This window comes from Adhaeribacter aerolatus (genome assembly GCF_007991635.1).
Lineage (GTDB): Bacteria > Bacteroidota > Bacteroidia > Cytophagales > Hymenobacteraceae > Adhaeribacter > Adhaeribacter aerolatus.
Genome location: NZ_BJYS01000062.1, coordinates 1 through 24,565 on the forward strand (window position 1 = coordinate 1; position 24,565 = coordinate 24,565).

17 protein-coding genes and 1 pseudogene are annotated in these 24,565 nt (G+C 45.9%); 12 read left to right on the forward strand and 6 right to left on the reverse strand.

What is annotated here, in order from left to right:
• Positions 1-13: 13 nt before the first annotated feature.
• Complete coding sequence (locus tag AAE02nite_RS25610; RefSeq protein WP_146905561.1) at positions 14-721, forward strand: hypothetical protein; 708 nt, start codon at positions 14-16, stop codon at positions 719-721.
• Positions 722-810: 89 nt separating this feature from the next.
• On the opposite strand, the gene AAE02nite_RS25615 is transcribed toward AAE02nite_RS25610, so the two are convergent.
• On the reverse strand, positions 811-1,173 hold the full coding sequence (locus tag AAE02nite_RS25615) for a MerR family transcriptional regulator (protein ID WP_146905564.1): 363 nt from the start codon (positions 1,171-1,173) through the stop codon (positions 811-813).
• A 109-nt stretch (positions 1,174-1,282) separates the two neighbouring features.
• On the opposite strand from AAE02nite_RS25615, the gene AAE02nite_RS25620 reads away from it, so the two are divergent.
• From AAE02nite_RS25620 to AAE02nite_RS25640, 5 genes are all read left to right on the forward strand, one after another.
• Positions 1,283-1,687: a nuclear transport factor 2 family protein gene (locus AAE02nite_RS25620; RefSeq protein ID WP_146905567.1), complete on the forward strand. Its 405-nt coding sequence runs from the start codon at positions 1,283-1,285 to the stop codon at positions 1,685-1,687.
• Positions 1,688-1,743: 56 nt separating this feature from the next.
• Positions 1,744-2,889 carry an MBL fold metallo-hydrolase gene (locus AAE02nite_RS25625; protein ID WP_146905569.1) on the forward strand — a complete coding sequence of 382 codons (1,146 nt, stop codon included), beginning with the start codon at positions 1,744-1,746 and terminating at the stop codon, positions 2,887-2,889.
• 250 nt (positions 2,890-3,139) lie between these two features.
• Entirely contained in the window at positions 3,140-3,466 is a 327-nt protein-coding gene (locus AAE02nite_RS25630; RefSeq protein ID WP_146905572.1) for a DMT family transporter, read from the forward strand.
• A gap of 187 nt (positions 3,467-3,653) precedes the next feature.
• On the forward strand, positions 3,654-6,245 hold the full coding sequence (locus tag AAE02nite_RS25635; RefSeq protein ID WP_146905575.1) for a DUF5686 and carboxypeptidase regulatory-like domain-containing protein: 2,592 nt from the start codon (positions 3,654-3,656) through the stop codon (positions 6,243-6,245).
• A 165-nt stretch (positions 6,246-6,410) separates the two neighbouring features.
• Positions 6,411-6,671 (forward strand): hypothetical protein, encoded by a 261-nt coding sequence (locus AAE02nite_RS25640; RefSeq protein ID WP_146905579.1) that lies wholly within the window; start codon positions 6,411-6,413, stop codon positions 6,669-6,671.
• Positions 6,672-6,683: 12 nt separating this feature from the next.
• On the opposite strand, the gene AAE02nite_RS25645 is transcribed toward AAE02nite_RS25640, so the two are convergent.
• Positions 6,684-7,130: a hypothetical protein gene (locus tag AAE02nite_RS25645; protein WP_146905582.1), complete on the reverse strand. Its 447-nt coding sequence runs from the start codon at positions 7,128-7,130 to the stop codon at positions 6,684-6,686.
• A 228-nt stretch (positions 7,131-7,358) separates the two neighbouring features.
• Between AAE02nite_RS25645 and AAE02nite_RS25650 the strand changes: the two genes are divergently transcribed.
• Positions 7,359-8,684 carry a mechanosensitive ion channel family protein gene (locus tag AAE02nite_RS25650; protein ID WP_146905585.1) on the forward strand — a complete coding sequence of 442 codons (1,326 nt, stop codon included), beginning with the start codon at positions 7,359-7,361 and terminating at the stop codon, positions 8,682-8,684.
• Positions 8,685-8,745: 61 nt separating this feature from the next.
• Here the strand turns inward: AAE02nite_RS25650 and AAE02nite_RS25655 are convergent, their stop codons facing one another.
• Complete coding sequence (locus AAE02nite_RS25655; RefSeq protein WP_246151258.1) at positions 8,746-9,657, reverse strand: EamA family transporter; 912 nt, start codon at positions 9,655-9,657, stop codon at positions 8,746-8,748.
• A 90-nt stretch (positions 9,658-9,747) separates the two neighbouring features.
• Positions 9,748-10,575, reverse strand: a pseudogene (locus AAE02nite_RS27080) (ion transporter).
• A gap of 130 nt (positions 10,576-10,705) precedes the next feature.
• On the opposite strand from AAE02nite_RS27080, the gene AAE02nite_RS25665 reads away from it, so the two are divergent.
• Positions 10,706-13,180 (forward strand): bifunctional UDP-N-acetylmuramoyl-tripeptide:D-alanyl-D-alanine ligase/alanine racemase, encoded by a 2,475-nt coding sequence (locus tag AAE02nite_RS25665; RefSeq protein WP_146905591.1) that lies wholly within the window; start codon positions 10,706-10,708, stop codon positions 13,178-13,180.
• A gap of 315 nt (positions 13,181-13,495) precedes the next feature.
• On the opposite strand, the gene AAE02nite_RS25670 is transcribed toward AAE02nite_RS25665, so the two are convergent.
• Both AAE02nite_RS25670 and AAE02nite_RS25675 read right to left on the reverse strand, forming a co-directional pair.
• Positions 13,496-14,053, reverse strand: coding sequence for a GNAT family N-acetyltransferase (locus AAE02nite_RS25670; protein WP_146905594.1), 558 nt, complete (start codon positions 14,051-14,053; stop codon positions 13,496-13,498).
• A gap of 9 nt (positions 14,054-14,062) precedes the next feature.
• Positions 14,063-14,833: a creatininase family protein gene (locus AAE02nite_RS25675; RefSeq protein ID WP_146905597.1), complete on the reverse strand. Its 771-nt coding sequence runs from the start codon at positions 14,831-14,833 to the stop codon at positions 14,063-14,065.
• Positions 14,834-15,527: 694 nt separating this feature from the next.
• Here AAE02nite_RS25675 and AAE02nite_RS25680 point away from each other — a divergent pair.
• The 4 genes from AAE02nite_RS25680 (at position 15,528) to AAE02nite_RS25695 (ending at position 24,348) form a co-directional block, all read left to right on the forward strand.
• Positions 15,528-18,497 (forward strand): SusC/RagA family TonB-linked outer membrane protein, encoded by a 2,970-nt coding sequence (locus AAE02nite_RS25680; RefSeq protein ID WP_146905600.1) that lies wholly within the window; start codon positions 15,528-15,530, stop codon positions 18,495-18,497.
• 35 nt (positions 18,498-18,532) lie between these two features.
• Positions 18,533-20,218: a RagB/SusD family nutrient uptake outer membrane protein gene (locus tag AAE02nite_RS25685; protein WP_146905603.1), complete on the forward strand. Its 1,686-nt coding sequence runs from the start codon at positions 18,533-18,535 to the stop codon at positions 20,216-20,218.
• Positions 20,219-20,755: 537 nt separating this feature from the next.
• Positions 20,756-22,213, forward strand: coding sequence for a 3-keto-disaccharide hydrolase (locus AAE02nite_RS25690; RefSeq protein WP_246151259.1), 1,458 nt, complete (start codon positions 20,756-20,758; stop codon positions 22,211-22,213).
• A gap of 20 nt (positions 22,214-22,233) precedes the next feature.
• A complete protein-coding gene (locus tag AAE02nite_RS25695) occupies positions 22,234-24,348 on the forward strand; it encodes a c-type cytochrome (RefSeq protein WP_146905606.1) in 2,115 nt (704 codons plus the stop codon).
• Positions 24,349-24,565 lie beyond the last annotated feature (217 nt).

Below are 24,565 nucleotides of genomic sequence, written 5' to 3' on the forward strand. Positions count from 1 at the left end.
TAAACTATAAGTTATGAAACAAATAAATTGGTTGTTGCTCCTGTTTTTTGTCTTTCTATCACTTGCGTCAGGATGTGTAAAGAAAGAAGATGACTTGATTGGTCCCACTTGCCAAAACTGTACGGTAATAAAAGGGCGACTTACTTCTGGTGATGGAACAATTCCTATTGCGAATGCTAAAATCACCACAAACTGGGTAAACACCATTTACCTTCAGGGCGGCACCGTCAGAAAGAAAGCGGTCTCAACTACTGATTCTAAAGGGTACTATGAGTTAAAGTTTCAAATTCGAGATGATGAGAAAGGAGAAGGCTATTTCGATACGGAAATTCTCCCTCCTTCAGTAGCATACCTTTCCTGTTCCAGTAGCGGTCACAGTTTCGCTTTTTTTGAATTGAAAAAAGACACAACCATCACAGTTAATTATTTTATACCTAAAAGAGCATTTGTTGAAGTGCGCTTAACTAATCAAAGTCAAATAAAGGCTTCCGATTACTTTGCAAGCTCATTTGATTCAAAGATGGGGATAGACGGAAAACAATCCTGTGGACCAGTCATAACTTGGAGCAGTGGGCTACCCTCCAATCCTGTTCTTGAAGTCGCTGCTGGACAGCCTGTCATTATCACGACACACAAAACAAAGAATGGGGTTAAAACTACAACCTATGACACTTTAAACCTTTCAGATGGTCAAAAAGCTTTTTATAATGCAGAGTTCTAAATAAAACTACCTACAACAACAGCTAAAAAGCATTAAAACGCCTTTTAGCCCAGACGTTAGCGGTCAGGCTAAGGACGACCATGTAGAACCTAACAATTTCCTTTTTCAATATCAACAATACATTCTGAAAGTAATTTTCTGACTTTATTTAACTGACGAATTTTGTTATCAATTTCGGTAATTTTACTATATACGACAGTAATTTTCTTTTCTTTGGACAGTCGTTTGTTAAACCAACTGTCAATCAGATTTTTAATTTCAGACAGCGTAAAGCCTGCCTCTTTTGCACCTTTTATCATTTCAATTTTTTCCACAATACTCTCATCGTAGTCTTTGTAGTTGTTTGTTTTTATTTTTCCATCGGTCATGCCTTTGAACAGACCATAATTTTCATAATACCTCAATGTCGGTATTGGGACACCTGTCCGCTTTGACAATTCGTTTATTAACATAAGCTCCTATTATTGTGGATAAATATTTATAAAGTATAAACCATACTTCATACTTTGTAGTTACAAATGTACACCATATTTTTGTAGCTGAACTAAAAAATAACAAGTTATGAGCACAAAAAATGTAGTTGAAAATTATTTCAATGCTATGAAAGAAGGCAGGCTTGTAGATATGCAAAAATATGTATCGCCCAACCAGAAATATTGGATTAGCGGTGATGACTCTTGGGCTTTCGGAGGATATAATTCGCCTGAATCTATGGGTAAATTGTGGGCGATTGTAGCGGAACGGTTTCCGAACGGGTTAAATCTTACTATCGATTCTATTCTTACAGACGGTGAATATGCTGCGGTGCAAGTTCATAATAATGCAACCCGAATAGATGGGAAGATTTACGATAATGATATTCTTGTACATTTAAGAGTGCAGAATGGTATGATTACGGAACAACGAGAATATCTGGATACAATTATGATTAACGAACTATTTTGTGGTGAACTGGGAAATAACTAATAAGTTCAGGTTATAAAATAACTTGGGAGTAATGTGGGTAAATTGTAATTATCTGAATGACAAAAAATAAAAAGGAAATTTTAAAAGCATTCAAGAGAATAGTGATAACAACATTCATCATCATTGGAGCATTGCTTTTAGCAATTTCCCTGTATATGCGACAAGATAAATTTGGAAAAGGCCCAAGCGGGACAAGGTTTGAAAGAATAAAGCGATCACCGAATTTTAAAAACGGGAAATTCCAAAACTTAAGCAACACGCCTACGCTTGCCGAAGGGCACAGTTGGTTTAAAGTGCTTTACGAAGCCTATATTAAAAACAAGCCAAGACATTATCCGACTGACATTATTCCGTCCGTGAAAACAGATTTATTAAATCTTCCTGTTGATTCAAATGTATTAGTTTGGTTTGGACATTCATCCTATTTCCTACAAATAGACGGAAAACGAATTTTGGTAGACCCAGCTTTTAGCGGAAATGCTTCACCAATTCCACGAACGGAAAAATCATTCAAAGGAACAGATATATATTCAGTTACCGACTTGCCTGACATTGATTACTTGTTTATTTCTCACGACCATTACGACCACGTTGATTACGAAACACTAATTGCTTTAAAAAACAAAACTAAAAAAGTGATTTGTGGCTTAGGCGTTGGTTCACATTTTGAATATTGGGGATATGACAGCAGTAAAATCATTGAAAGAGATTGGAACGAAAAAGTAGAATTAGATAGTGGTTTTACCATTTTTGTTGAACCCGCCCGACACTTTTCGGGTAGAGGATTATCAACAAAGAAAACTTTATGGGCTTCTTATGTATTACAAACCCCAAGTATAAAAATTTATATTGGTGGTGATAGTGGTTACGACACACATTACGCAACCATTGGACGCAAACATGGTTATATTGATTTAGCTATTTTGGACAACGGACAATACAATGAAGCTTGGCGATACATACATAATTTACCTGGAGACGTATTAAAAGCAGCACAAGACCTAAAAGCCAAACGGATTTTTCCTGTTCATTCTTCAAAATTTGCACTTGGAACTCACGATTGGGACGAACCATTGGTTCAAATAACCAAACTGAACAAATTATCTTATAACTTTCCATTGGTAACACCAATGATTGGAGAAATTGTAAATCTAAAAGACCCCAACCAACAATTTAAACATTGGTGGGTAGGCCTAAATTAAACGAACCAACAACTCAAAAACAAAAGCCAGAACCGCTAACAAAGTGTAAACATCATGCTTCGCCCAACGGCCTAGCACGCTGTTTACACGAGGCCATTAAGGCGTAATAGGAAAAATTTGGGCTGGTACGGAGGAACTAAAATATTAAATAACAGGAATATTAGAGCCGAAATCAGGTAACATCCGGTAAATTTTAGCATTTGGTGAATTCTTTCTCAGCCTAATTCCAGACCTTTGCTGAAAAAAAAGTATGAGCTGGATTATTCTGATTATTGCCGGACTATTTGAAGTAGCTTTTGCTTCTTGTTTAGGGAAAGCCAAGGAAACAACCGGAAGTGAAATGTATTGGTGGTATGGCGGCTTTCTGGTTTCATTAACCATCAGTATGGTGTTACTCATGAAAGCGGTACAGGCTTTACCCATCGGAACAGCTTACGCCGTGTGGACAGGGATAGGCGCTGTTGGCACCGCCATCATTGGCATTCTGGTATTTAAAGACCCCGCTAACTTCTGGCGAATATTCTTCCTGGTTACGCTTATCGGGTCCATAATTGGTCTGAAAGCGGTATCTCACTAATATTAATCAGACACAAAACTAACCACCGCGTTTTTGTTGCGCATGTAGCAACTAACCAAATTTGCCATACAAAATACACAACTTGGGCTGCCTGATAGCAGTTATATAAAAATTTTTATAAAGCGGCAGCGTTTAACAAAATAAAAGCTTCTTGTTTAGTAACTTGTAGCTTTTCGGGTGGGCTTCTATGTTTAAATATTTCCTCTTCTTTCTTTTTTTTCTGATTACACTGGCCGGGCAGGCTACGGTATTAAAGGGCCGGGTTACCGACGAAAACGGCGAGGCCCTGCCTTACGCTACATTGTATATCAAAAATACCACCATTGGCACGGCTACCAACGAGCAGGGCTATTACCAGATTAACCTGGAGCCGGGCACATACCAGATTGTGTTTCAGTATGTGGGTTACCGGGCTAAAACCGAAACCGTAGAAATGACCGGGGCAGAGGTGGTGCGGAATGTAACGCTGCAACTGGATATTTACAGCCTGAAAGAAGTAGAAATAAAGGCCAACGAAAAAGACCCGGCTTACGCCATTATAAAAGCCGCTATTAGCCGGCGCAAGTACCACCTGCACGAAGTACTGGCTTATAATTGTCGCGTGTATACCAAAGGCATGGGCCGCCTGACGAGTGTCCCCAACAAAGTGCTGGGTGTACGGGTAAACGACCTGAAACCGGGCATTGTGTATTTATCGGAGTCGGTGAGCCAGTTGAGTTTCCGGCAGCCGAACAAGATGCACGAGCGCATGATCTCGTCTAAAGTAAGCGGCGATTCTAAGGGGTTTAGCTTTAACCGGGCCTCGCGGGTGAACTTAAATTTTTACGAGAATTTGTTGCGGGTACAGGGCTTAAGCGAACGGGTCTTTGTATCGCCGGTAGCGAATAATGCTTTGCTGTTTTACCGGTATAAATTAATTGGCGCTACGCAGGAAAACGGCCGGTTCATAAATAAAATAAAAGTAACGCCCATCCGCCGTAACGACCCGGCCTTTGAAGGCTATATTTATATTATTGATGATGAATGGCGGCTGCACAGCCTCGACTTAAAACTTACCAAAGCCCACCAAATAGAATACGCCGATACGCTCCGCATCCGGCAAAGCTTTGGTCCGGTTACCACTAACGTCTGGATGCTGCTGTCGCAGAAAATGACCGTAAACTTTGATTCTTTTGGGTTTAAAGGCAACGGTTCTTTTACCACGGTTTACGCAAACTACAAAGTAGAGCCCGCCTACCGCACCAATCCCGAACCAACGGCGCCGTCGCCAATCGCTTCTGCGGAGCCGACACCCCAGGAGGCGCCCGCCAACGCTAATCTGGCCGCCCGCAAAAAAGAACTAAAACGAAGGCAAAAAGCCCGGGCCGATGCCTTGTTCAACAAAAAGGAATTTAAAAGCGAAGTAATGGTGGTGGAAAAAGACGCGAACAAACGCGATTCAGCCTATTGGGAAGAAATCCGTCCCATTCCGCTGACCGAAGAAGAGCAAAAAGATTACGTGGTAAAAGACAGCATAAAAGTGGTGCAGGAATCTAAGCCGTATAAAGATTCTCTGGATAAAAAGAGCAATAAATTTGAGGTGGCCAACTTGTTTTTAGCGGGTTACCGCTACCGCAATACTTTTAAAAGTTATAGTTACGCTTTAGACCCGCTCATCGCATTTCCGGATGGTTCGTCGCTGCTGCAGTACAATACCGTAGAAGGCACCGTATTAAATGCCCGCGTGCAGTACCAGAAGTGGAACGAAGAAACAAATAAAAATTACGAGATTACGCCTACGCTCCGGTACGGCTTTGCCAACCAGCGCTGGCAAGCCCAGGTGCGGTATAGCTACGATTACAACCCTTTAAAATTCAGCCAGGTTTCGGGTGGGTTTGGCCGGTTTGTAGCCCAGTTTAATAACAACGAGCCGATTGCGCCCCTCTGGAACAGCCTGTATACGCTGGCCCGCGAGCAGAATTACCTGAAACTTTACCAGCGTAATTTTATTACGGCCAACCACCGCACCGAAGTAGCCAATGGTTTATTTATTACTTCGGGAATAGAATACACCGACCGTAGCCCACTACAGAACGCCGCGGACTATACCCTGAAAGATTACCCCAACCGGCAGTTTACCAGCAACGTGCCGGTAAATGCCGAGCTGACTAATACGGCATTTACCCGCCACCAGGCGCTGCAGGCCAGCCTTACCATTCAGTACCGGCCCGGCCAGCGGTATATTACCCGCCCCAACGAAAAATGGCTGCTGCGTTCGCGTTATCCCACGTTCCGGCTCAACTACACCAAAGGCTTAAATAACATATTGGGCAGCGATGTTAACTTTGATCGGGTACAACTGGGCCTAAGCGATCGCCTGAATTTTGGCCTCGTGGGCAACAGTAATTACAGTGTGCAGGCTGGTACCTTCCTGAATAAAGACCAACTGTATTTTATGGATTACAAGCACTTTGGCGGCAACCGCACCATTTACGCCGGCAATTTTGGCGGCTTCCAATTACTCGATTATTATCGTTACAGCACCGCTCACGCTTACCTCGAAGCGCACTTCAGCCACGAGTTTAACGGCTTTATCTTTAATAAAATTCCTTTATTCCGGCGGTTAAAGTGGCAGGAAGTGGTTAACCTAAATTATTTACGCACCCAAAAATCGCAGAATTACCTGGAGGTGGGCGTGGGCGTAGAGCACATCTTTAAAATATTGAGGGTCGATTTTGTAACGAGTTTCCAGTCAAAAGAAAAAGTAGGTTCGGGCATCCGGATTGGCTTTGGTTTTTAATCCGTTTCGGGCTTTGACTAAATGAATAAGGATAAACCGCTATTGTCAAAAAATTGCCTTTTCCGGTAAGTATAATCAGGAGCCGTTAAAAAGGGAAATATTATTAAACCCAACATTTTTACCTAACGCTCGTTATATGATTTTGCCAAACGTCGAGATATAACTATGAAAAAAGTATTGCAGATAAACCTGGTTCTGGCCTTGGTGGGAATGTTAGCTTTTAGCTGCAACACCAAACAGAATGTGCGTGAGGATTTTCCGGAAGGAGAAAAAGGCACTTCGGAAGCCATCGTGGGCGAAGACCCTAATTTAGCCAAGCCCCGGCCGGCTCCTATTGGTGATACGGCCGAAACAAAAGAACAAGCCGACCAGTTCGGTGAACACAATGTGCAGAACGTAGATTCCGCAGCCAGAGGCCTGAAGTAATTCAGGCTTTTTTTATGGCTTTTTTATAATAATTGTAGCCTTGGGTATTTCCGTAGTAGTGCCCGGGTAAGGCATTATTTCTTGCAGGATAAGCTGGTAGCTATTATTTCTTAATTGTATGGCAAGGGTATCGGCCGTTTGGCTGCGTTTGTTGCGCGGGTCGTTGGGCATAAAGTCCCCGATAAATAATCTTACGGTTTGCTTTTCTGTATTTTTCGTCTGGATGGTAAATGAAGCAATGGCGGCTCCCTGCCGCACACAAACGGCGTTTGCCGGGCAACGGCTATCGTCCAGATGCGAGAAGGTTATATCGCCCAGATTTCCATTCAGGGTAACGGTCTGGTTCAGGTTTATTTTAAATGCCTCGGGCAAATTACCGGATGTTGTTTGCGAGATAAATTTGGGCTGACAATGGCTCAATAAAAATACCGCCACACCTAATAATAAATTTTTTTTCATGGGTTGGTTGTACTGCTTGGCAGCAAAAATAGCAGAAATAAACCACGCGCCTTTTAAGAATAAGATACTCCAGCCAAGCCTATTTCCGGGTTAAACCATATTTGTGATGGTTGCCGCGCACTGGCCTTACCAGCTGTTGCCTTTACTTGCGTATAGCTTGGTATTAACCCGAAGGTGTTGCCGCCATTTTCAGGACCGATAAACAAATAAACAGCTATCCGATACTTTATGCCTGACTTTAACCCGAAAAGAAGAAATTCACCGGCAAAGCCAACGGTGTGGCGCCATCGGAAAATAAAATATCAACCTGCCCGGAAGAAATATTCCCGCCGAAGAAAAAGAATAAAAACCCGCTCGCTGGTTAAAGGGGCCGAGAACCGGCTAAAGAATTTCCGGCAGGCTTCTGTTCTGGCAGTGGCCATTACGGGCTTCTTTTTGTTGCTGTTTTCGCCGGGTGAAGCCGGCCTGGAGCAGAACGATTCTGTCGCGCAGGCCCCCGTACCAGATTCTTTTGGAGTTGCCGACTCCGTTGCAGCAACCCACAGCCCAACGGTATTATCGGGTAAGGAGGCTACCGACGAAGCTTTAACCGCACTCGGGAATTTGTGGAGCGGCTTTTTTTACAACCTGCCTAAAATGATGATTGCTTTGGGCTGTTTGTTATTAGCCTGGATAGTGGGTTGGTTAATTAAAAAGCTGCTGCAAAAATTAATTGGCCGCTGGAGCAGTTCCGGTGCCATTATTTCTTTGGTTTCGATAGCGGTTTGGCTATTGGCGATAGGGGTAGCACTTAGTGTAGTAGCCGGCGACATCCGGGCGCTGGTAGGTTCTCTTGGGTTAATTGGTTTGGCATTGTCGTGGTCTTTGCAAACGCCTATCGAAAGTTTTACCGGCTGGCTGCTGAACTCTTTTCAGGGATATTACCGCGTAGGCGACCGCATTTTGGTTGGCGACGTTTTTGGCGATGTTTACCAGATCGATTTCCTGACCACCACTGTTTGGGAAATAGGCTCGCCTTACCAGCCGGGCTACGTAAACGCCGAGCAGCCCACCGGCCGCATGGTTACTTTCCCGAACAACGAAATCCTGACCGGCACGGTTATTAACCTGACGGGCGATTTCCCTTATGTGTGGGATGAGTTACCTGTTAGCGTGGCCAACGAATCGGATTTGGTATTATCGCTGCAAGTAGTAGAAAAAGTTGCGCGGGAATTATTGGGTACTTACATGGAGAAACCCGCCCGGCAGTATGGCCAATTAATGCAGCAGGCCGGCCTGGAAGATAATATTGCCGACAAGCCCCAGGTTTTCTTATCTACCGAAGATTCCTGGACGAACCTGAATATTCGCTACTTGGTGGGCGCCCGCGAACGCCGCAAATGGAAAAGTGAACTGACCCTGCGGCTGGCCCAGGAAATGGCCAAGCCGGAATACCTGAACAAAATCATACCGGTTTACCCGCGTCAGCAAGTGCAGTTTATTAATCCGGCCGGGATGCCTTCGGTAGCTAACCCGCTGGCTAACAATAATAGCCAGCCGGCGGCGAGTATTTAAATTTGTGTTTTGCGTAGGCGAACGGCATCCTTCTTAAATACCTTTTATCTGATAATAATTGTTAAGTTATGTGCTGCGCCCGTTTCAACTTTTTCTTCTTAAACTTCAGGTTATACAAAATAACCGATAAGAAAATTAAAGCATAAGCCAGGCCTTTATGCAGGCTGGATTGTTCCCGGAAATAAAGGAAAGCCATCACAAAATTAATAATCGGGTTGATGTACAACAGAATGCCAATGGTGCCGGATTTCAGCTCGTTGAGGGCATACAGGTTCAGAAACAGCGGAATAATGGTAAAGACCAGGCTTAATACGGCAATTACCCCAAAGAAATAATAATCGGTACCCAGGTTATGACCGGCGTTAAAATAGCTGTAAAAAGGGCCCAGCAACGAAAACGAAACTACTAGTTGTAAGGTGAGCAGCACCATTTTATCGTAAGCTTTCATAACGCGCTGGGTAATCAGGTAAAAGGCATAACTGGCCGCAATGAGCAAACTATAAAAAAGGTTGATGAAAGAACCGCTGCCCAGCATTAAGCAACTGAGTAAACTAATAAAAATAGCGGCCCATTGGTTCTTCTTCAGCTTTTCGCTTAACAAGAGATAGCCGAGCAAAGCCGTTAAAATAGGACAGAGCAGGTACGAGAAAGAACCCGTTTGAATATCGATGTGGTTAACCACATAAATAAAAACAAACCAGTTAATGGTGAGTAAGATGCCGCCCAGTACCGTTAATATTAAGAATTTGCGCTTCTCGGCGGGGGCGGCCGTTTTAAATGTATTAAAGGTCTGGCGAATGCTTCTCCGGCGGAAAAGCAGCATAATAGTCAGCAGTAGTACCACCGAAAATAAGATCCGGAAATACAGTATTTGTTCGCTGGGATAAGCGGTAAGCGCTTTTAACGGAAACGGGATAAAGCCCCAGATTACAAAAGCGCCAATGGCGGCCCCGTAATATTTATTAAGTTTCAAAATACAATTTCTAAATGAGGGTGCAAAATTAGCGTTTTAGCAGCTAATTACTTCTGTAAAGCAAAAACAAACCGGAATAATTCCTTTGGGTTAAAGTGCTGAGCCACAGTTGCTGCAGAATTTGGCGCCGGATTCATGATTTTGCTTTAAACAATGGCTGCAAAAAAGCGCATTGGTGCCGATGGCGGGCGTTCGGTTTACATTGGCTATTTCTACGGTTACAATGCCGGTTGGTATGGCAATAATGCCGTAGCCGAGCAACATGACTATGCCCGCCAGAAACTGGCCCAGGGGAGTTTGGGGAGCAATATCGCCGTAGCCCACCGTGGTTAACGTAACAATGGCCCAGTAAATACTTTTGGGGATGCTGGTAAAACCATTCTGGCCGCCTTCTACCACGTACATCACCGACCCAATAATAATTACCAGCGTGAGAACGGTGCCAATAAATACCAGTATTTTAGGCAAACTGGCCCGCAGCGCGGAGGTGAGCACTTGCCCTTCTTTAATAAAATGCGATAGTTTAAAAATACGGGCCACCCGAAGCAGGCGCAGCACCCGTACCACCAGAAAATATTGCGTGCCCAGCACAAATAAACTTAAATAAGTAGGCAGCACCGAAATTTAATCCACTACCCCAAAAAAAGAGAAAATATACCGGCGGGGCTTCGGCGATACCCAAACCCGCAGCAAATATTTAATGGTAAATAAAATGGTATAAACCCATTCCATGTTGCGGAATTGAGTAAAATATTGCTGTTTAAGCGCCGAAATGCTCTCCAGAATAACGGTAAGCACGCTTAATAAAATTATAACCAGCAGAAATACATCAAATAATCTGCCGGCAAAAGTATCGGTATGGTAAACAATAATGTAAAGCCGGGCTCTTAATCTGCTTAATAGGTTATGGTGTCGCATGTTGGTAATATTATAACCTTTTGGGAGATAACGGCGCTAATAATTGTTCTGGCGAACAGGAATTTTAACCGGGTTTAAACCTTTCCTGAACAGTTTAGTACCTTTGCACCGGAACCGATATACCGCTTACATGCTTACTTCCGAAATTGTTGCTCGTATTATGCCGGCTACGGTGCTGCAATATACGCAGCATTACCTGGTGCAGCACTTGCTCACCGACAGCCGGAAAATACTGCACCCGGCCGGGTCAATATTTTTTGCCATTAAGGGCGCTTTTCATAACGGCCATACTTACATCCCGGCTCTGTACGCCAAAGGTATCCGGCAGTTTATCCTGGAAGATATTACCTATATTCCGGAAGTTAAGTCTGTTGGGGATTTGAATACTTATTTTCCGGAAGCTAATTTCTGGCAGGTAGACAGCAGTTTGCGCGCACTGCAGCAGGTGGTCGCCTATCACCGCAGCCGGTTTACTTTGCCGGTTATTGGTATTACCGGCAGCAACGGCAAAACCATTGTAAAAGAATGGCTGGCCCAATTATTAAGCCCCGACGAGTTGGTGTGCAAAAGCCCCCGCAGCTACAATTCCCAAATTGGCGTACCCTTATCGGTGTGGCAGCTAAACGAAAACCATACGCTGGGAATATTTGAAGCCGGTATTTCCCGGCCGGCCGAGATGGAATATTTGCGCCCTATTATCCAACCTGCTTATGGTATATTCACCAATATTGGTTCGGCCCACGACGAAGGTTTTACCTCGCGCCAGGAAAAAGTAGCCGAAAAGCTTAAACTCTTTAACGAAGTTAAATTATTATTTTACTGCCGGGACCATACCGATATTCACGCAGCCGTGCTAACACAACGCTTGCCGGCTTTTACCTGGTCGCGGCACCAGCCCGCCGATTTGCAAATAATTAATCTCCGGGTTTCGGGTGGGCAAGCCAATATTACTTTCCGGTTTGCCGGCCAGGAGCAGGCTTTGCTGTTGCCTTATGCCGATGAAGCCTCTATCGAAAATATTATTCATTGTCTGGCAGTTTTATTATGGCGGCAGGTGCCGGTAGAAGAAATTCAGCAGCGCCTGAATAAATTATCTCCGGTAGCCATGCGCCTCGAAATGAAAGAAGCCATTAATAACTGCTACCTGATAGACGATACCTACAACAACGATTTAGCCGGTTTGGCCATTGCCCTGAATTTATTATTACACCAGCCCCGGCAAGGCAAAAAAACGCTGATTCTCTCGGATGTGCTGCAATCGGGTTTAAGCGAAGAGATATTATATAGCCGGGTAGCCGAAGTGGTAAAAGCAAAACAGATAGACCGGCTCATTGGCATTGGACCAACTATCAGCCGTTTTAGAGAGGCGTTCGGGCCCGGAAGCGAGTTTTACCCCGATACAGCTGAATTTTTAAAAGCTTTTAAACCCGAAAATTTCCGGAACGAAACCATCCTGGTAAAAGGCGCGCGGGTTTTTCAGTTCGAAAAAATTGTTGCGGCTTTTCAGCGGAAAGTACACGGCACCGTGCTGGAAGTAAACCTGGATGCGCTGGTACATAACCTGAATTATTACCGGGCCAAGCTGCAGCCTGAGACCAAAATAATGGTAATGGTAAAAGCTTTTGCTTACGGCAGCGGTTCCTACGAAATTGCCAATTTACTCCAGTTTCACCGCGTAGATTACCTGGCCGTGGCCTACACCGACGAAGGCGTGCACCTCCGCGAAAACGGCATCAGCCTGCCCATTATGGTCATGAACCCCTCGCCGGACAGCTTTGCCAAAATACAGCAATACCACCTCGAACCCGAAATATATTCGCTGGAAATATTAGCGGCCTGTCTCGAATCTCTGGAAAACCAGCCCCTTAATATTCATTTAAAACTCGATACCGGCATGCACCGCCTGGGTTTTACGCCCGACGATCTGGTAACCGTAATCGGTTGGTTAAAAGCGGCGCCTCAACTACACGTGATTAGTACCTTTAGCCACCTGGCCGGGGCCGACGAAGCCCTGCACAACGAGTTTTCACAAAAACAAATAGAGCAGTTCCGGGAAATGGCCGCCCAACTGGAAGCCGGCCTGGGTTACCCGGTGTTGAAGCATATTCTGAACTCGGCAGGTATTGTACGTTTCCCGGAACACCAGCTAAATATGGTGCGGTTGGGCATTGGTCTGTACGGAGTAGAATCGGCCGGGCAGGAGCAGGAAGGTTTACGGACGGTGGGTACCCTTAAAACTACCATATCGCAGGTGAAGGAAGTGCCGGCCGGCGACACCGTGGGGTACAGTAGGCGCGGAGTGGCCAGTGCCGCCAAAAAAATAGCGACCATTGCCATTGGTTACGCCGATGGCTACGACCGGCGTTTTGGCAACGGGGTAGGGCAGGTACTGGTAAATGGCCAGCCGGCTCCCATTATTGGCAATGTTTGTATGGATATGTGTATGGTAGATGTGACGGGCTTAAAAGTAAACGTAGGCGATACGGTTGAGATTTTTGGCGAGCATGTAAATATTATCCGGCTAGCCCAAAGCATTGGCACCATTCCGTACGAACTGCTCACGAACGTAAGCGCACGGGTAAAGCGAATATTTTACGCGGAGTAAAACCTATCCTGGGCGTGTATATTTTAAATAGAGATGCAGCTAGAAAAGTTAGGTTAAAAATGCTCCTGAAGAACATAAATAAGATTTGCGATCAGCTGGTTTATTCAGAAGTTATCATTTAGGCAAACCTCACAGGTCTTGAAAACCTGCTAGAGTTATTACTGATATTATGCAAAAGTCCGAAAAACTTTAAATTTTGGTCTTTTGAATCCAAACCTGTCATTCAGGCGGAAACTTGTTGGCTATCTGTTAAAAAGTTTCCGCCTGAATGACAGCAGTGGAGTTCTAAAACCTACATTATTTAAGCTTTTGCGTTTATTGGGTATTCAAGAGTGCAAAAATATTCAGGCTGATAAACCTGCCTTGTTTTATTTCGGTATCGCGTAAAAGGCCCTCGTGCTGAAAGCCCAAACCTTGGAGCAATTGCCCTGAAGCCTGGTTTTCGGTTTCTACATAAGCTTCGATGCGGTGCAGATTTAATTCCTGTAAACCGTAGGGTATTATTTTTTGTAAGGCTTCCTGCATCAAGCCTTGCCGCCAGAACTGGGGTATCAACCAGTACCCTAACTCGGCTTTGCGATGCTGGGCCTGCAGGTTATAGTAGCCGCAGGCGCCTATTAGTTCATTTTGTTCCGGCAAGGTAATGCCCCACCACAAACCCGTGTTGTTTTTATATAATTGCTGGTACCATTTCATCTGCTCACTCGTATCGGGGTAGCTATGGTATTCTACCCCGTAGTACCGGACTACTTCGGGGTGAGAGAGGCCCTGGTACACCTGCATCTGGTCGGTGGGCAATATTTGCCGGAGCACCAGTCTATTGGTTGTTAAAGCCGGAAAATCCGATGCCAGGTAAGAATTGGTTCTGAACATCCGGCCGGATTATCTTTCGTACAAATCCTGAATATCGGCTTTAGCCAAATCTACCAGGAAAGAAGCAATTTTCTTTGCGGAATCTTCCAGATAAACCCGGCCTTTATCGGCGGTGGCCTTAGCCGGATTACCAACGCCGGTGTCGTCGGTGGCTTTGCTCCATTCGCGTTGGGCCCACACCCAACCTTCTTGCAAGCCTTTTAACCGGAATTTATTTGATTTGCCGCTGCCCGCTTCTGCTAAAGGCAAAACCAAGTGGGGGGCAATGTGCATCATGGCGCTGGTTTCCATCTCGCCGGCATGGTCGCCGGGTTCATCAAAATATTTGTGCCAGTCCACGGCCCGGAACCAGTTCATGGTGCATAAAAACATATTGGGGAATTGCGCTTGTACTTCCCGCAGCATCTGCCTAAAGTCGTTGCCGCCGTGGCCGTTCAGAATAACCAGTTTGTGAATGCCCTGGCCGGATAGCGCATGGGTAATGTCTTTCAGAACCGCCAGTTGGGTGCTCGGGTTCATGTTAATATCCAGGGTAATATCTAGCTGGCCGGTATTTACCCCAAACGGAATAGTGGGCAGGGTTATTACCTGCGCCCCTTGTTCCCAGGCCAGCCGCGCCGATTCGGCAGCTACGTAATCGCATTGGGCTACATCGGTGTTATAAGGCAAGTGATAGTTGTGGGCTTCGGTGGCGCCCCAAGGCAAAATAGCCACTTCGTAATGGGTTTGTTTTACCGTTTTCCAGTTGGTTTCGGCAAGAATGTATGGTCTGGGTGTCATAAGTATAGGGTTTTAGCGGTCTGAAGTTATTTATTTTTACCTAATATCTCAATTCCGCGTAAACATCAGCAGAAACTGAACGTAAAAAATATAAGTATTAATTTAAACTGTATAAATATTGGCGTATTTATATTTTTTTCACAGCTTTTTACAAATAATTGTACTGGAACTTTTAAGAAAAAAATAGCTTCAGGTAATATTGACCTTTAATGCTTTTTGTACTTAGCCTGGAACAGAGAGGTCCTTTCTGAGGTTATGAATGTCCCCTATATAATCAAAACACCATTATAAGAAGGCTGTCGAAGCCTGCCGTGATTTCTGCAAACATATAATATATTTAATATTATAAGTCCAAAAAATATCTTTGGTAATTTATAAATCATAAGTAATAAGGATTGTAAAATATTAAATATATAACTAAAATATTGAAAAATTATTAATAAAACATTTTAAATGTTAATGGATTAATAATTGTTCGAACAGGCTTTTATTCGAAAAATAAGATGATATAATTTTGACCAGACAAAGCCACAGGGAGGTGAGACAAAGAAGAACCGCATAAGATAGGTAATTCCTAAAAGCTTTAATACAGATTTGGGTTGATTAGGCGGGCTGATTTTTTGGACTTATTTCCCTCCGGTACTTGTGTTCTTTTACTTATTTCTTTTTACCACCTAACTTATTTTTTCTGTTTATGAAACACTCATTACCGGAGAAAATGAAGTATGTTCTTTTACTTCATTTCTTATTTTTTTCAGTTGCAGCGGCATTGGCCCAGGGGGTAGCTGTTACAGGTAGAGTAACTACCGAAACCGGAGAAAGCCTGCCCGGTGTAACGGTGCTCTTAAAAGGTACCAGCAATGGCACGGCTACCGATGCCAGCGGCAATTACACGCTTTCGGTGCCCAGTGGTGCCGGAACTTTAGTATTTTCTTTTATTGGTTACACCCAGCAGGAAGTTCCGATTAATAACCGCACTACCGTTAACATTTCGTTGGTGCCGGACGCCAAGGCTTTGGAGGAAGTAGTAGTAGTAGGTTATGGTACCGTGCAAAAGCGGGAACTGACCAGCGCCGTTACCACTGTTTCGGCGGCAGAGTTTCAGCAGGGCGCTTTCAACAGCCCGCTGCAAATGATTGAAGGTAAAGTGGCCGGCGTTACGGTGTCGAACCCGGCGGCTGCCGACCCCAATGCCGGTCCGGCTATTCAGTTGCGGGGTGCTTCTTCGCTTCGGGCTGGTAATGGTCCGCTAATTGTAATCGATGGTATGCCCGGCGGTGATTTGCGGAATTTGGCGCAGCAGGATATTGAGTCTATTTCGGTACTGCGGGATGCGGCAGCGGCGGCTATTTACGGTTCGCGGGGTGCAAACGGGGTAATTCTGGTACAAACCAAGCGGGGTAAATCCGGTAAGGTAGCTGTAACTTATGATAGCTACGTAGAACACGACGCGGTAGCGGCTAAACCCGATATTTTATCGGCCGATGAATTTTTAGCGCGGCAAAGAGACCGCGACCTGGGTGCCAGAACCAACTGGTACGATGAGTTGCTCCGGAAAGATAATTTCGGTCAAAACCACTCCCTGGCCATTAGCGGCGGTTCTGAAAATACAGTTTTCCGTTTATCCACGAATTACCGGACCAAGCAAGGCCTGGATATTGCCACCGACCGGAAAGAATACGGTTTGCGCGGTAGTTTCATGCAAAGAGCCATGGATGGGATACTCGAATTCAACGGTAACTTCTCTTATCGGATAGCTAATGAAGAATATACGAATTATGGGGCTTTCCAGCAGGCGGTAAAGCTTAACCCTACCATTCCGATAATGGACGCGACTAACCCCACCATGTACAACACCTTGCTGGGCTACGATACTTACAACCCGGTGCAGAATTTACTGGCCCGCGAAAATGGCTCGGATCAGGAATATTCGATTATAGATATTACCACCCGGTTAAATATTCTGAAAAACCTGAACACCGAGTTAAAACTGGCCCGCCAGGGACATGATCAGTTAAGAAGAGAATATTATTCCGGCAGATCAGCCGAATCGGTAACGGGCGGCTATACCGGCCGGGCGCGCTTACAGGACGAAAAATGGACCGACTATACCCTGGAATGGATTGGTAACTACTTTACGACCATTGGCCGCCACGACCTGAGGGCTTTGGGCGGTTATTCTTACCAGGAATTTAATAACGCTGCTTTCTGGGCGCAGAACCGCCGCTTTCCGACCGATGCTTTTGGGTATAATAACCTGGGTGCCGGTAATTACGGTAACGGTCAGGCCATTAATATGAACGATGTAATGGACTCGTGGAGAAGTAAAGAAAAAACCATTGCCTTCCTGGGCCGGGTAAACTATAGCTTCGACGATACTTACTTCTTAACCGGATCTTTCCGGTACGAAGGCAATACCAAGTTTGGGGCCAACAACAAATGGGGTTTGTTCCCAGCTGCTTCAGCGGCCTGGCGTATTTCCAAGTTGCCGGCTATCGATGACATTGGCGTAATCGATGATTTGAAACTGCGGGTTTCTTACGGGGTAACCGGTCGGTCCGGCTTTGATAGGTATACTTCGGTATCCAGGTATACCGGTTACGGCCGCTACCAGAACGATGCCGGCCAATGGATTCAGGTGTACGGACCAGGCAATAACTACAACCCGGATTTGCGTTGGGAAAAAGCTATTGCGTATAATGCCGGTTTAGACTTTTCGCTGTTCGACAGTAAGTTAAGCGGTAGCGTAGATGCTTTCGTGCGGAAAAGCAGTGATTTGATCTCAGATTATGATGTGCCGGTGCCGCCGTATTTGCATCCGCGAATGACCGTTAACGTGGGAACCAGCAGTTCAAGAGGGGTGGAGTTATCCTTAAACTGGAGTGCTGTTAATACCGATAACTTTTCGTACAACTCCAGCCTCACCACCTCTTATACCAGGGCCGTGTTAGATGCTTGGTCAAATGAAACGTACAAAGCCGCTTTCTTCTATATGCAGGATTTGCCTTCGCCGGGTAACCCGGGGCCAGCCTACCGGCTGGAAGAAAACACTGATTTGGGTAGCTTCTACGGTTACAAATACGCCGGTGTAGATGAAAATGGTACCATTCTGGTTTGGAAAGACGGCAAAGAAGGCACGGAAAAACTGCGGGCCTCGGGCAATCAGATTCAAACCAGTGCTGACCGCGACCGGACTTATATTGGCAACGGTACCCCCCGTTACGAGTTAGGCTGGACCAATACGTTGCGCTACAAGAATATTGATATGTCGCTGTTTTTCCGGGGCCGGTTTAAATACAAAATCCTGAACCTGTACCAGATGTATTACGGGTTGCAGGCCGAAGCCAGTACCAACCTGTTAACCGATGCTTATGACCGGAATGCGCATATCAAGACCGGTAAAGTAATTACCGACTACTTCCTGGAAGACGGTGGCTTCCTGAAACTGGATAACATAACCCTGGGCTGGACCCCAAAGTTAGGCATCAACCGGGTTAGCAGTTTCCGGGTTTACGGTACCGTGCGCAATGTTTTCACGCTTACCAAATACACTGGCCTAGACCCGGCCGCCGTGGGTGTAACCGGTTTAACGCCTGGTTACGGTAGCCTGGATGTGTATCCCATCGCCAGAAACTTCGCCCTGGGTGTACAGATTTCTTTATAATACTATAGTTCAGGATATTATTTTTCTATAAAGACATGAATAAATTTAAATTAATCTGTTTATCAATGGCCTTGCTGGTGGCCGCACCGGCGTGTACCGATTTGGAGGAGGAGCCATTTGATGTTTTACTCTCGCAAAATTATTATCAGGATAAAAATTCAATTATTGCCGCGGTAACCCGCCCTTACGAGCACGGGCACTGGAACGGTTGGGACGGGGACCGCTGGCTTATTTCGGAATTAACCGCCGATCAGTTTGTCTGGCCGCAGAAAGGTCGCCACGGGCAGGATGGCGGCGATTGGGTTCGCCTGCACCGCCACGAATGGAATAATCTGGACAGCCATATCAACGGCGGTTGGGAGGGTCCATACCAGGGTATTGGCCAATGTAACTTAATTATTAATGACCTGACTAACCTGAATTATGCCACAATGGGCTTAACCGAAGCCGATAAAGCCCAGCACATTGGCGAGTTACGGGTTTTACGGGCCTGGTTCTATACTTTCCTGATCGATTATTTCCGGAGTGTACCTATTGTAACACAACCCAACGAGCGTAAAGGCCAATCCACACCCCAGGAGGTTTTTGCCTTTATGGAGCAGGAACTGAAGGAAGCGCTGCCCGGCTTACCTAAAAATGGCCGGCCCGGCCGCTGGGATCAGGGTGGTGCAGCGGCTGTACTGGTGCGCATTTATTTGAACGCCGAAAAATGGATTGGTACGCCCAAATATACCGAAGCCGGTCAGTACGCCCAGGATATAATCGATGGCAAATACGGTACCTACAGCATCGATACCGATTACCGGGGTCCTTTCCGGTCCGGTATCAAAAATTACCATTCACCGGAAAATATTTTTGAGTTTCCGCACGCCAAAAATATTTATGAGTTTGGCTGGATGTATAATGCCATGATGCACTACCAGGCCCGGTATTCCTTAGATAACGACTGGGGCGGTTGGAATGGCATTACTTTAACCCCATCGCGCGATATGGAAGGTAATATTTATCCTTACAAATTAGGCAAGCCCTTCGAAAAATATTCGAAGGATGACAAGCGGAAGCAACCTTTCCGGACTACCAGCTCAAATGGTGACTACGAAGGTTTCTTTTTAATTGGCCAGCAATATGAGTTTAACAAAACCAGAGGTTACGGTTTCGATAGTACCAAAGTGGTAAACGGTACCGAAGAGTATAATGGCAAACCCCTGCGTTATGTAGACCAGGTGGGCCGTTTCTCCGAAGGGGCAGCCGGCTTAGCCAAAGGATCGCACGTAGAAACCGGCGAAGAAAACTCTGGTGTCCGGTTGCTGAAATTCCCGTGGCTGCCTATGTCGCAGAACCTGTTCCAGTTTAACTCTGCTCCGGAAATCCGGCTGGCCGAAATGTATTATGCTTTAGCGGAAGTTAAATTCCGGGCCGGTGACAAAGCAAGTGCCGCGCGGTTGCTGGATGCCGTTCGGAAACGGAACTTTCCGGAAGATAAATGGGAAGAACATAGCTACCAAAGCAACCTGAGCCGCCTAACGGAAGATGAATTTGTAGACGAATTGGGTCGGGAATTTTTAGGTGAGCGCCACCGGCGCACAGATTTGGTACGCTGGGATAAGTTTGATGATGCCTGGTGGGATAAAGCGGTGGATACCGAAGATAGAAGTGTATTCCCAATTCCATTAAGGCAAATTAATACGAACCCCTTATTAAAACCGAACGGTTTTGAATAAGCTTCTTCATAGCGTTAGCATTCTGATTAGTAAGGGATAATTGGAAAGAGGTTGCCCCTAGGCAACCTCTTTTTATAAAACAGAACGGTAACCCTGATGTGCCATTAACTAGTGTAGCACCCGGTAGGTAAGTTTACAGCTTTTAACACTTAGATAAGAGTACCGCTTAGTGTAAAGATCTACACCAGGGCAAGCTTACCAGGAAATATATTTATATTAACCCTGAAATATTTATATTTTAGGTGAGTTTCCGGATTGCTTCGGATGAATGTAGAAGATTATGCGAATTTTACGTTTTTTGTATCCAAACATTGGATAAATAAAGATGTCGTATATTTAAAAATTATGTAATAAATATTGATGTTTATTGCTTCGTGTCTTTTTTATCAACCACCTCTTTGTAATTCATCTATCATATTTTTGTTCTGATTAGTGAATCCGAAATCGAAAGCACTGCTGGCTACCGGAGGCAAAATGGTAGTTACAACTTTATCTTCTATTTTTAATTTATATAATGTAATACACCCTAAATTTATCATGCGAATACAAAGACTAATGCAAAAAGGCAGGTCAAGAGTATTGGGCATAGCCTTGTTTTTATGCTATCCCTTCTTATCGCCCGCCCAAACCGGTTCCGGCCAGTCCGGTGCCATTCCCCTCAACGATCTTTCGGCTTTCCGGAACCCCGGAAAAACCTGGCAAATAGCCGGCGATGTAAATGCCGATCTGAACAAAAACAACGTACTAACCACCTCTAAAGGAACCGGCGTATTAATTAACCTGCCGGGTAAGAAAGATCACGGCGCCGATTTATATACTACTGCCGAGCACGGCGATGTAGAACTGGAATTAGATTACATGATTGCCAAAGGCTCTAATTCGGGTATTTATTTACAAGGAAATTACGAAATACAACTGCTGGATAGCTGGGGTGTGAAAAACCCAAAAGCCGGCGATGCCGGTGGTATTTACGAGCGCTGGGACGACAGCAAGCCCGAAGGCCAGAAAGGTTACCAAGGCTACGCCCCCCGGCAGAACGCCAGCCGTGCCCCCGGATTGTGGCAGCACCTGAAAGTATCGTTTCAGGCGCCTAAGTTTGATGCCAGCGGTAAAAAGATAGCCAATGCCCGTATGCTGCGTGTAGAACTGAACGGCGTTACCATTCACGAAGATGCAGAGTTGCTGGGTGCTACCCGCGGGGCCATGGGCCCGGAGAAAGCTACCGGCCCGTTGCGCATCCAAGGCGACCACGGGGCTGTTGCTTTCCGCAATATTTCCTTAGAGCCGGGTGTAAACGTGCCGCAGGAAGCCAACAATAACCGCAATCCCGTTGACCCGATTTTGGTAGATGCCCCGGTAAACACGATGCTGCGCAGCTTTATGGATATACCCGGCGAGAAACGCGTACGGGTAGTGCACGCAGTATCGGTAGGTAGCCCGCAGCAGGTGCATTATACCTACGACCTGGATAAAGGTGCCGTAATACAGGCTTGGCGCGGTAATTTCCTGGATGCTACGCCTATGTGGCACAGCCGGGGCGATGGTTCTTCGCGGCCAGCTGGCGCCGTGCAGCGCTTTGGTTTGCCGGTTTTTGCCTTGGCTAAATTAAATTCTCCGCAAGCGGCCTGGGTAGCAGATAGCGCCGGCACCGGTTACCGCCCGAAAGGCTATATCCTCGACGAAAACGACCAACCCACTTTCAAGTACCAGATATACGGTTCCACAGTTTTAGATGCCATTCGGGTACTGGAAAACGGCCAGGGTTTGCACCGGGAGTTAACCGTGCAGAACCCCGCCGGTGAACTGTACGCCCGCTTAGCCGAAGGGGCGACCATCGAGGAAAAATCGAACGGCATGTACCTGGTAGACGGTAAATCTTATTACCTGCGCCTCGACGATGCCAAAGGTGCCAAAGCCGTCGTGCGCGACGCCAATGGCCGCAAAGAACTGGTAGTACCGGTTCGGGGCAAAGTAGGCTATTCTATTCTTTTCTAGTTTTTTAATTTTCCTGTTAAATGAAATTATATAATATTAATATAGGTAAAAAGATTTTCCGCCGGGGCGCTTTGCCGCTGTTGCTGGCAGCCTTCTCCTGGGGCGGTGTTTCTACGGCGCAAGCCCAGGAACAAGCCAAAGAAGAAGACTACTATAAAATAATGAAGGTAGTGGCGCCCGAGGGTACCATTCTGGAAGTGGGTGGTTTAACCATGCTGCCCAACGGTGATTTAGGCATTTCTACCCGCCGAGGCGACGTATATATTGTAGAAAACCCCACCAGCCGCCGGCCTTATTTCCGGAAATTTGCCTCCGGTTTGCACGAAATATTGGGCTTGGCTTATAAAGATGGCGCCCTGTACTGTGCCCAGCGCGGCGAATTAACCAAACTGGTTGATACCAACAAAGATGGTAAAGCCGATGTGTACGAAACCGTTTACGCCTGGCCATTATCCGGCCATTACCATGAGTACAGCTTCGGCCCCAAAATTGCACCGGATGGCTCGTTTTTTGTAACCGGTAACGTAGCTTTCGGCGACGAGCAGTGGTGGCGCGGTGAAAGCCGGGTGCCTTACCGGGGCTGGACCATGAAAATCAGTCCGGATGGTAAAATGGAGCCTTGGGCAACTGGTATGCGTTCGCCGGCTGGTTTAGGCATGATAGATGGTGAATTGTTTTACACCGATAACCAGGGCGAATACGTAGGTTCCGGCGGTATCTGGCACGTGAAAAAAGGTATTTTCGCGGGGCACCCGGCCGGCTTAAAATGGACCAACTTACCTGGTTCGCCGGTAAAAATTACCACTGAGCAGTTCAACGCTAAATTAAACCCCCGCGATTTTAGAGATAATAATAACCGGGCCATTAAACCCGAGAACGTAGTAAACGAAAAGTTTGTAACCAAAGCCGACCTGAAAAAGGATTTCCCGGAATTACAGTTGCAGGCAGTGGTATTGCCCCACACCATTTTAGGGATTTCCAACTCTGAGATTGTAAAAATACCCGAGGGTGCTTTTGGTCCGTTTGCCGGCCAGTTATTAGTCGGTGACCAGGGGCAAAGTAAAATCTCGCGGGTAATCATGGAAAAAGTAAAAGGTGAGTACCAGGGCGTCGCGATTGAATTCCGCAGCGGTTTTCAATCGGGCGTAATGCGGATGGAATGGGCGCCGGACAACTCTTTGTTTGTGGGCGAAACCAACCGGGGCTGGGGTTCGGCCGGTGAAGCCAATGAGGGTTTGCAGCGTTTAGTCTGGAGCAACCAGATGCCGTTCGAAATGAAAACTGTACGGGCCATGCCCGATGGCTTCGAAGTAGAATTTACCAAACCGGTAAATCGTCAATCGGCCGAAGATTTGGCTTCTTATGCTATCGAGAGCTTTACCTATAAATACCACCCGGTATACGGCAGCCCGCCGGTGAATATCTCAAACCCGAAAATAAAAGGCGTAAAAGTATCTTCGGATGGCCTGAAAGCCCGGTTGATAGTAGATGGTTTACGGGAAAGTTACGTGCACAATATTTCGCTGGAAGGCGTGCGGGACCAGGAAAAATCTAACGCGCTGGTTCACACCAATGCCTTCTATACCCTGAACAATATTCCGGATGGTCAGAAACTGGCGATGTCGGAAGTGAGTACCAGAAACTCCGGTAAAGAAGTAGCGGTAAAACGGGTACCTACCGAGTTGATGAAAGACCGGTTTAACTACAAGTTGCAATCGGCAGTACCAGAAGCGGGCCAGAAAAACAACAACGTTACGGCGGCCAAAGGCGGCATAAAAGGCGTGGCGAAAGGTGCCACGGCAACCACTAAGAAAGGTGCTGCTACCGCCAAAGCACCAACCTATGAGTCTATTAAGCCGTTGCTCGCTAAAAACAACTGTTTGGCTTGCCACAATGCCGATAAGCGCCAGGTAGGACCAGCTTACAAAGATGTAGCTAAACGGAAATATACCAATGAGCAGATTGTGGAGTTGATTTACAACCCGAAACCGCAGAACTGGCCGGATTACGCGACCGAAATGCCGCCCATGCCGCAAGTGCCAAGAGCAGATGCGTTGAAAATTGCCGCCTGGATTAATTCTTTAGATGGTGGCACAAGTGCCTCTGCCAAGAACCCGGACAACCCGAACGAGTAATAGAAGACAATATCTTAATTAGGGCTTTTGCAACAATATTGAAAAGTCCCCCTTTGGAGGGGGTAGGGGGAGGATTTAAAGATTAAAATGACAACTTTGCGAAAGTCCTATTAATATTGGACAGCTCCTGCTATTTCTTGTTAAGCAGGGAATATGTGCTAGAAACCTCTCGAAACGGAATATTTCCGGTTTCGGGAGGTTTCTTTTTTCTGTTGAA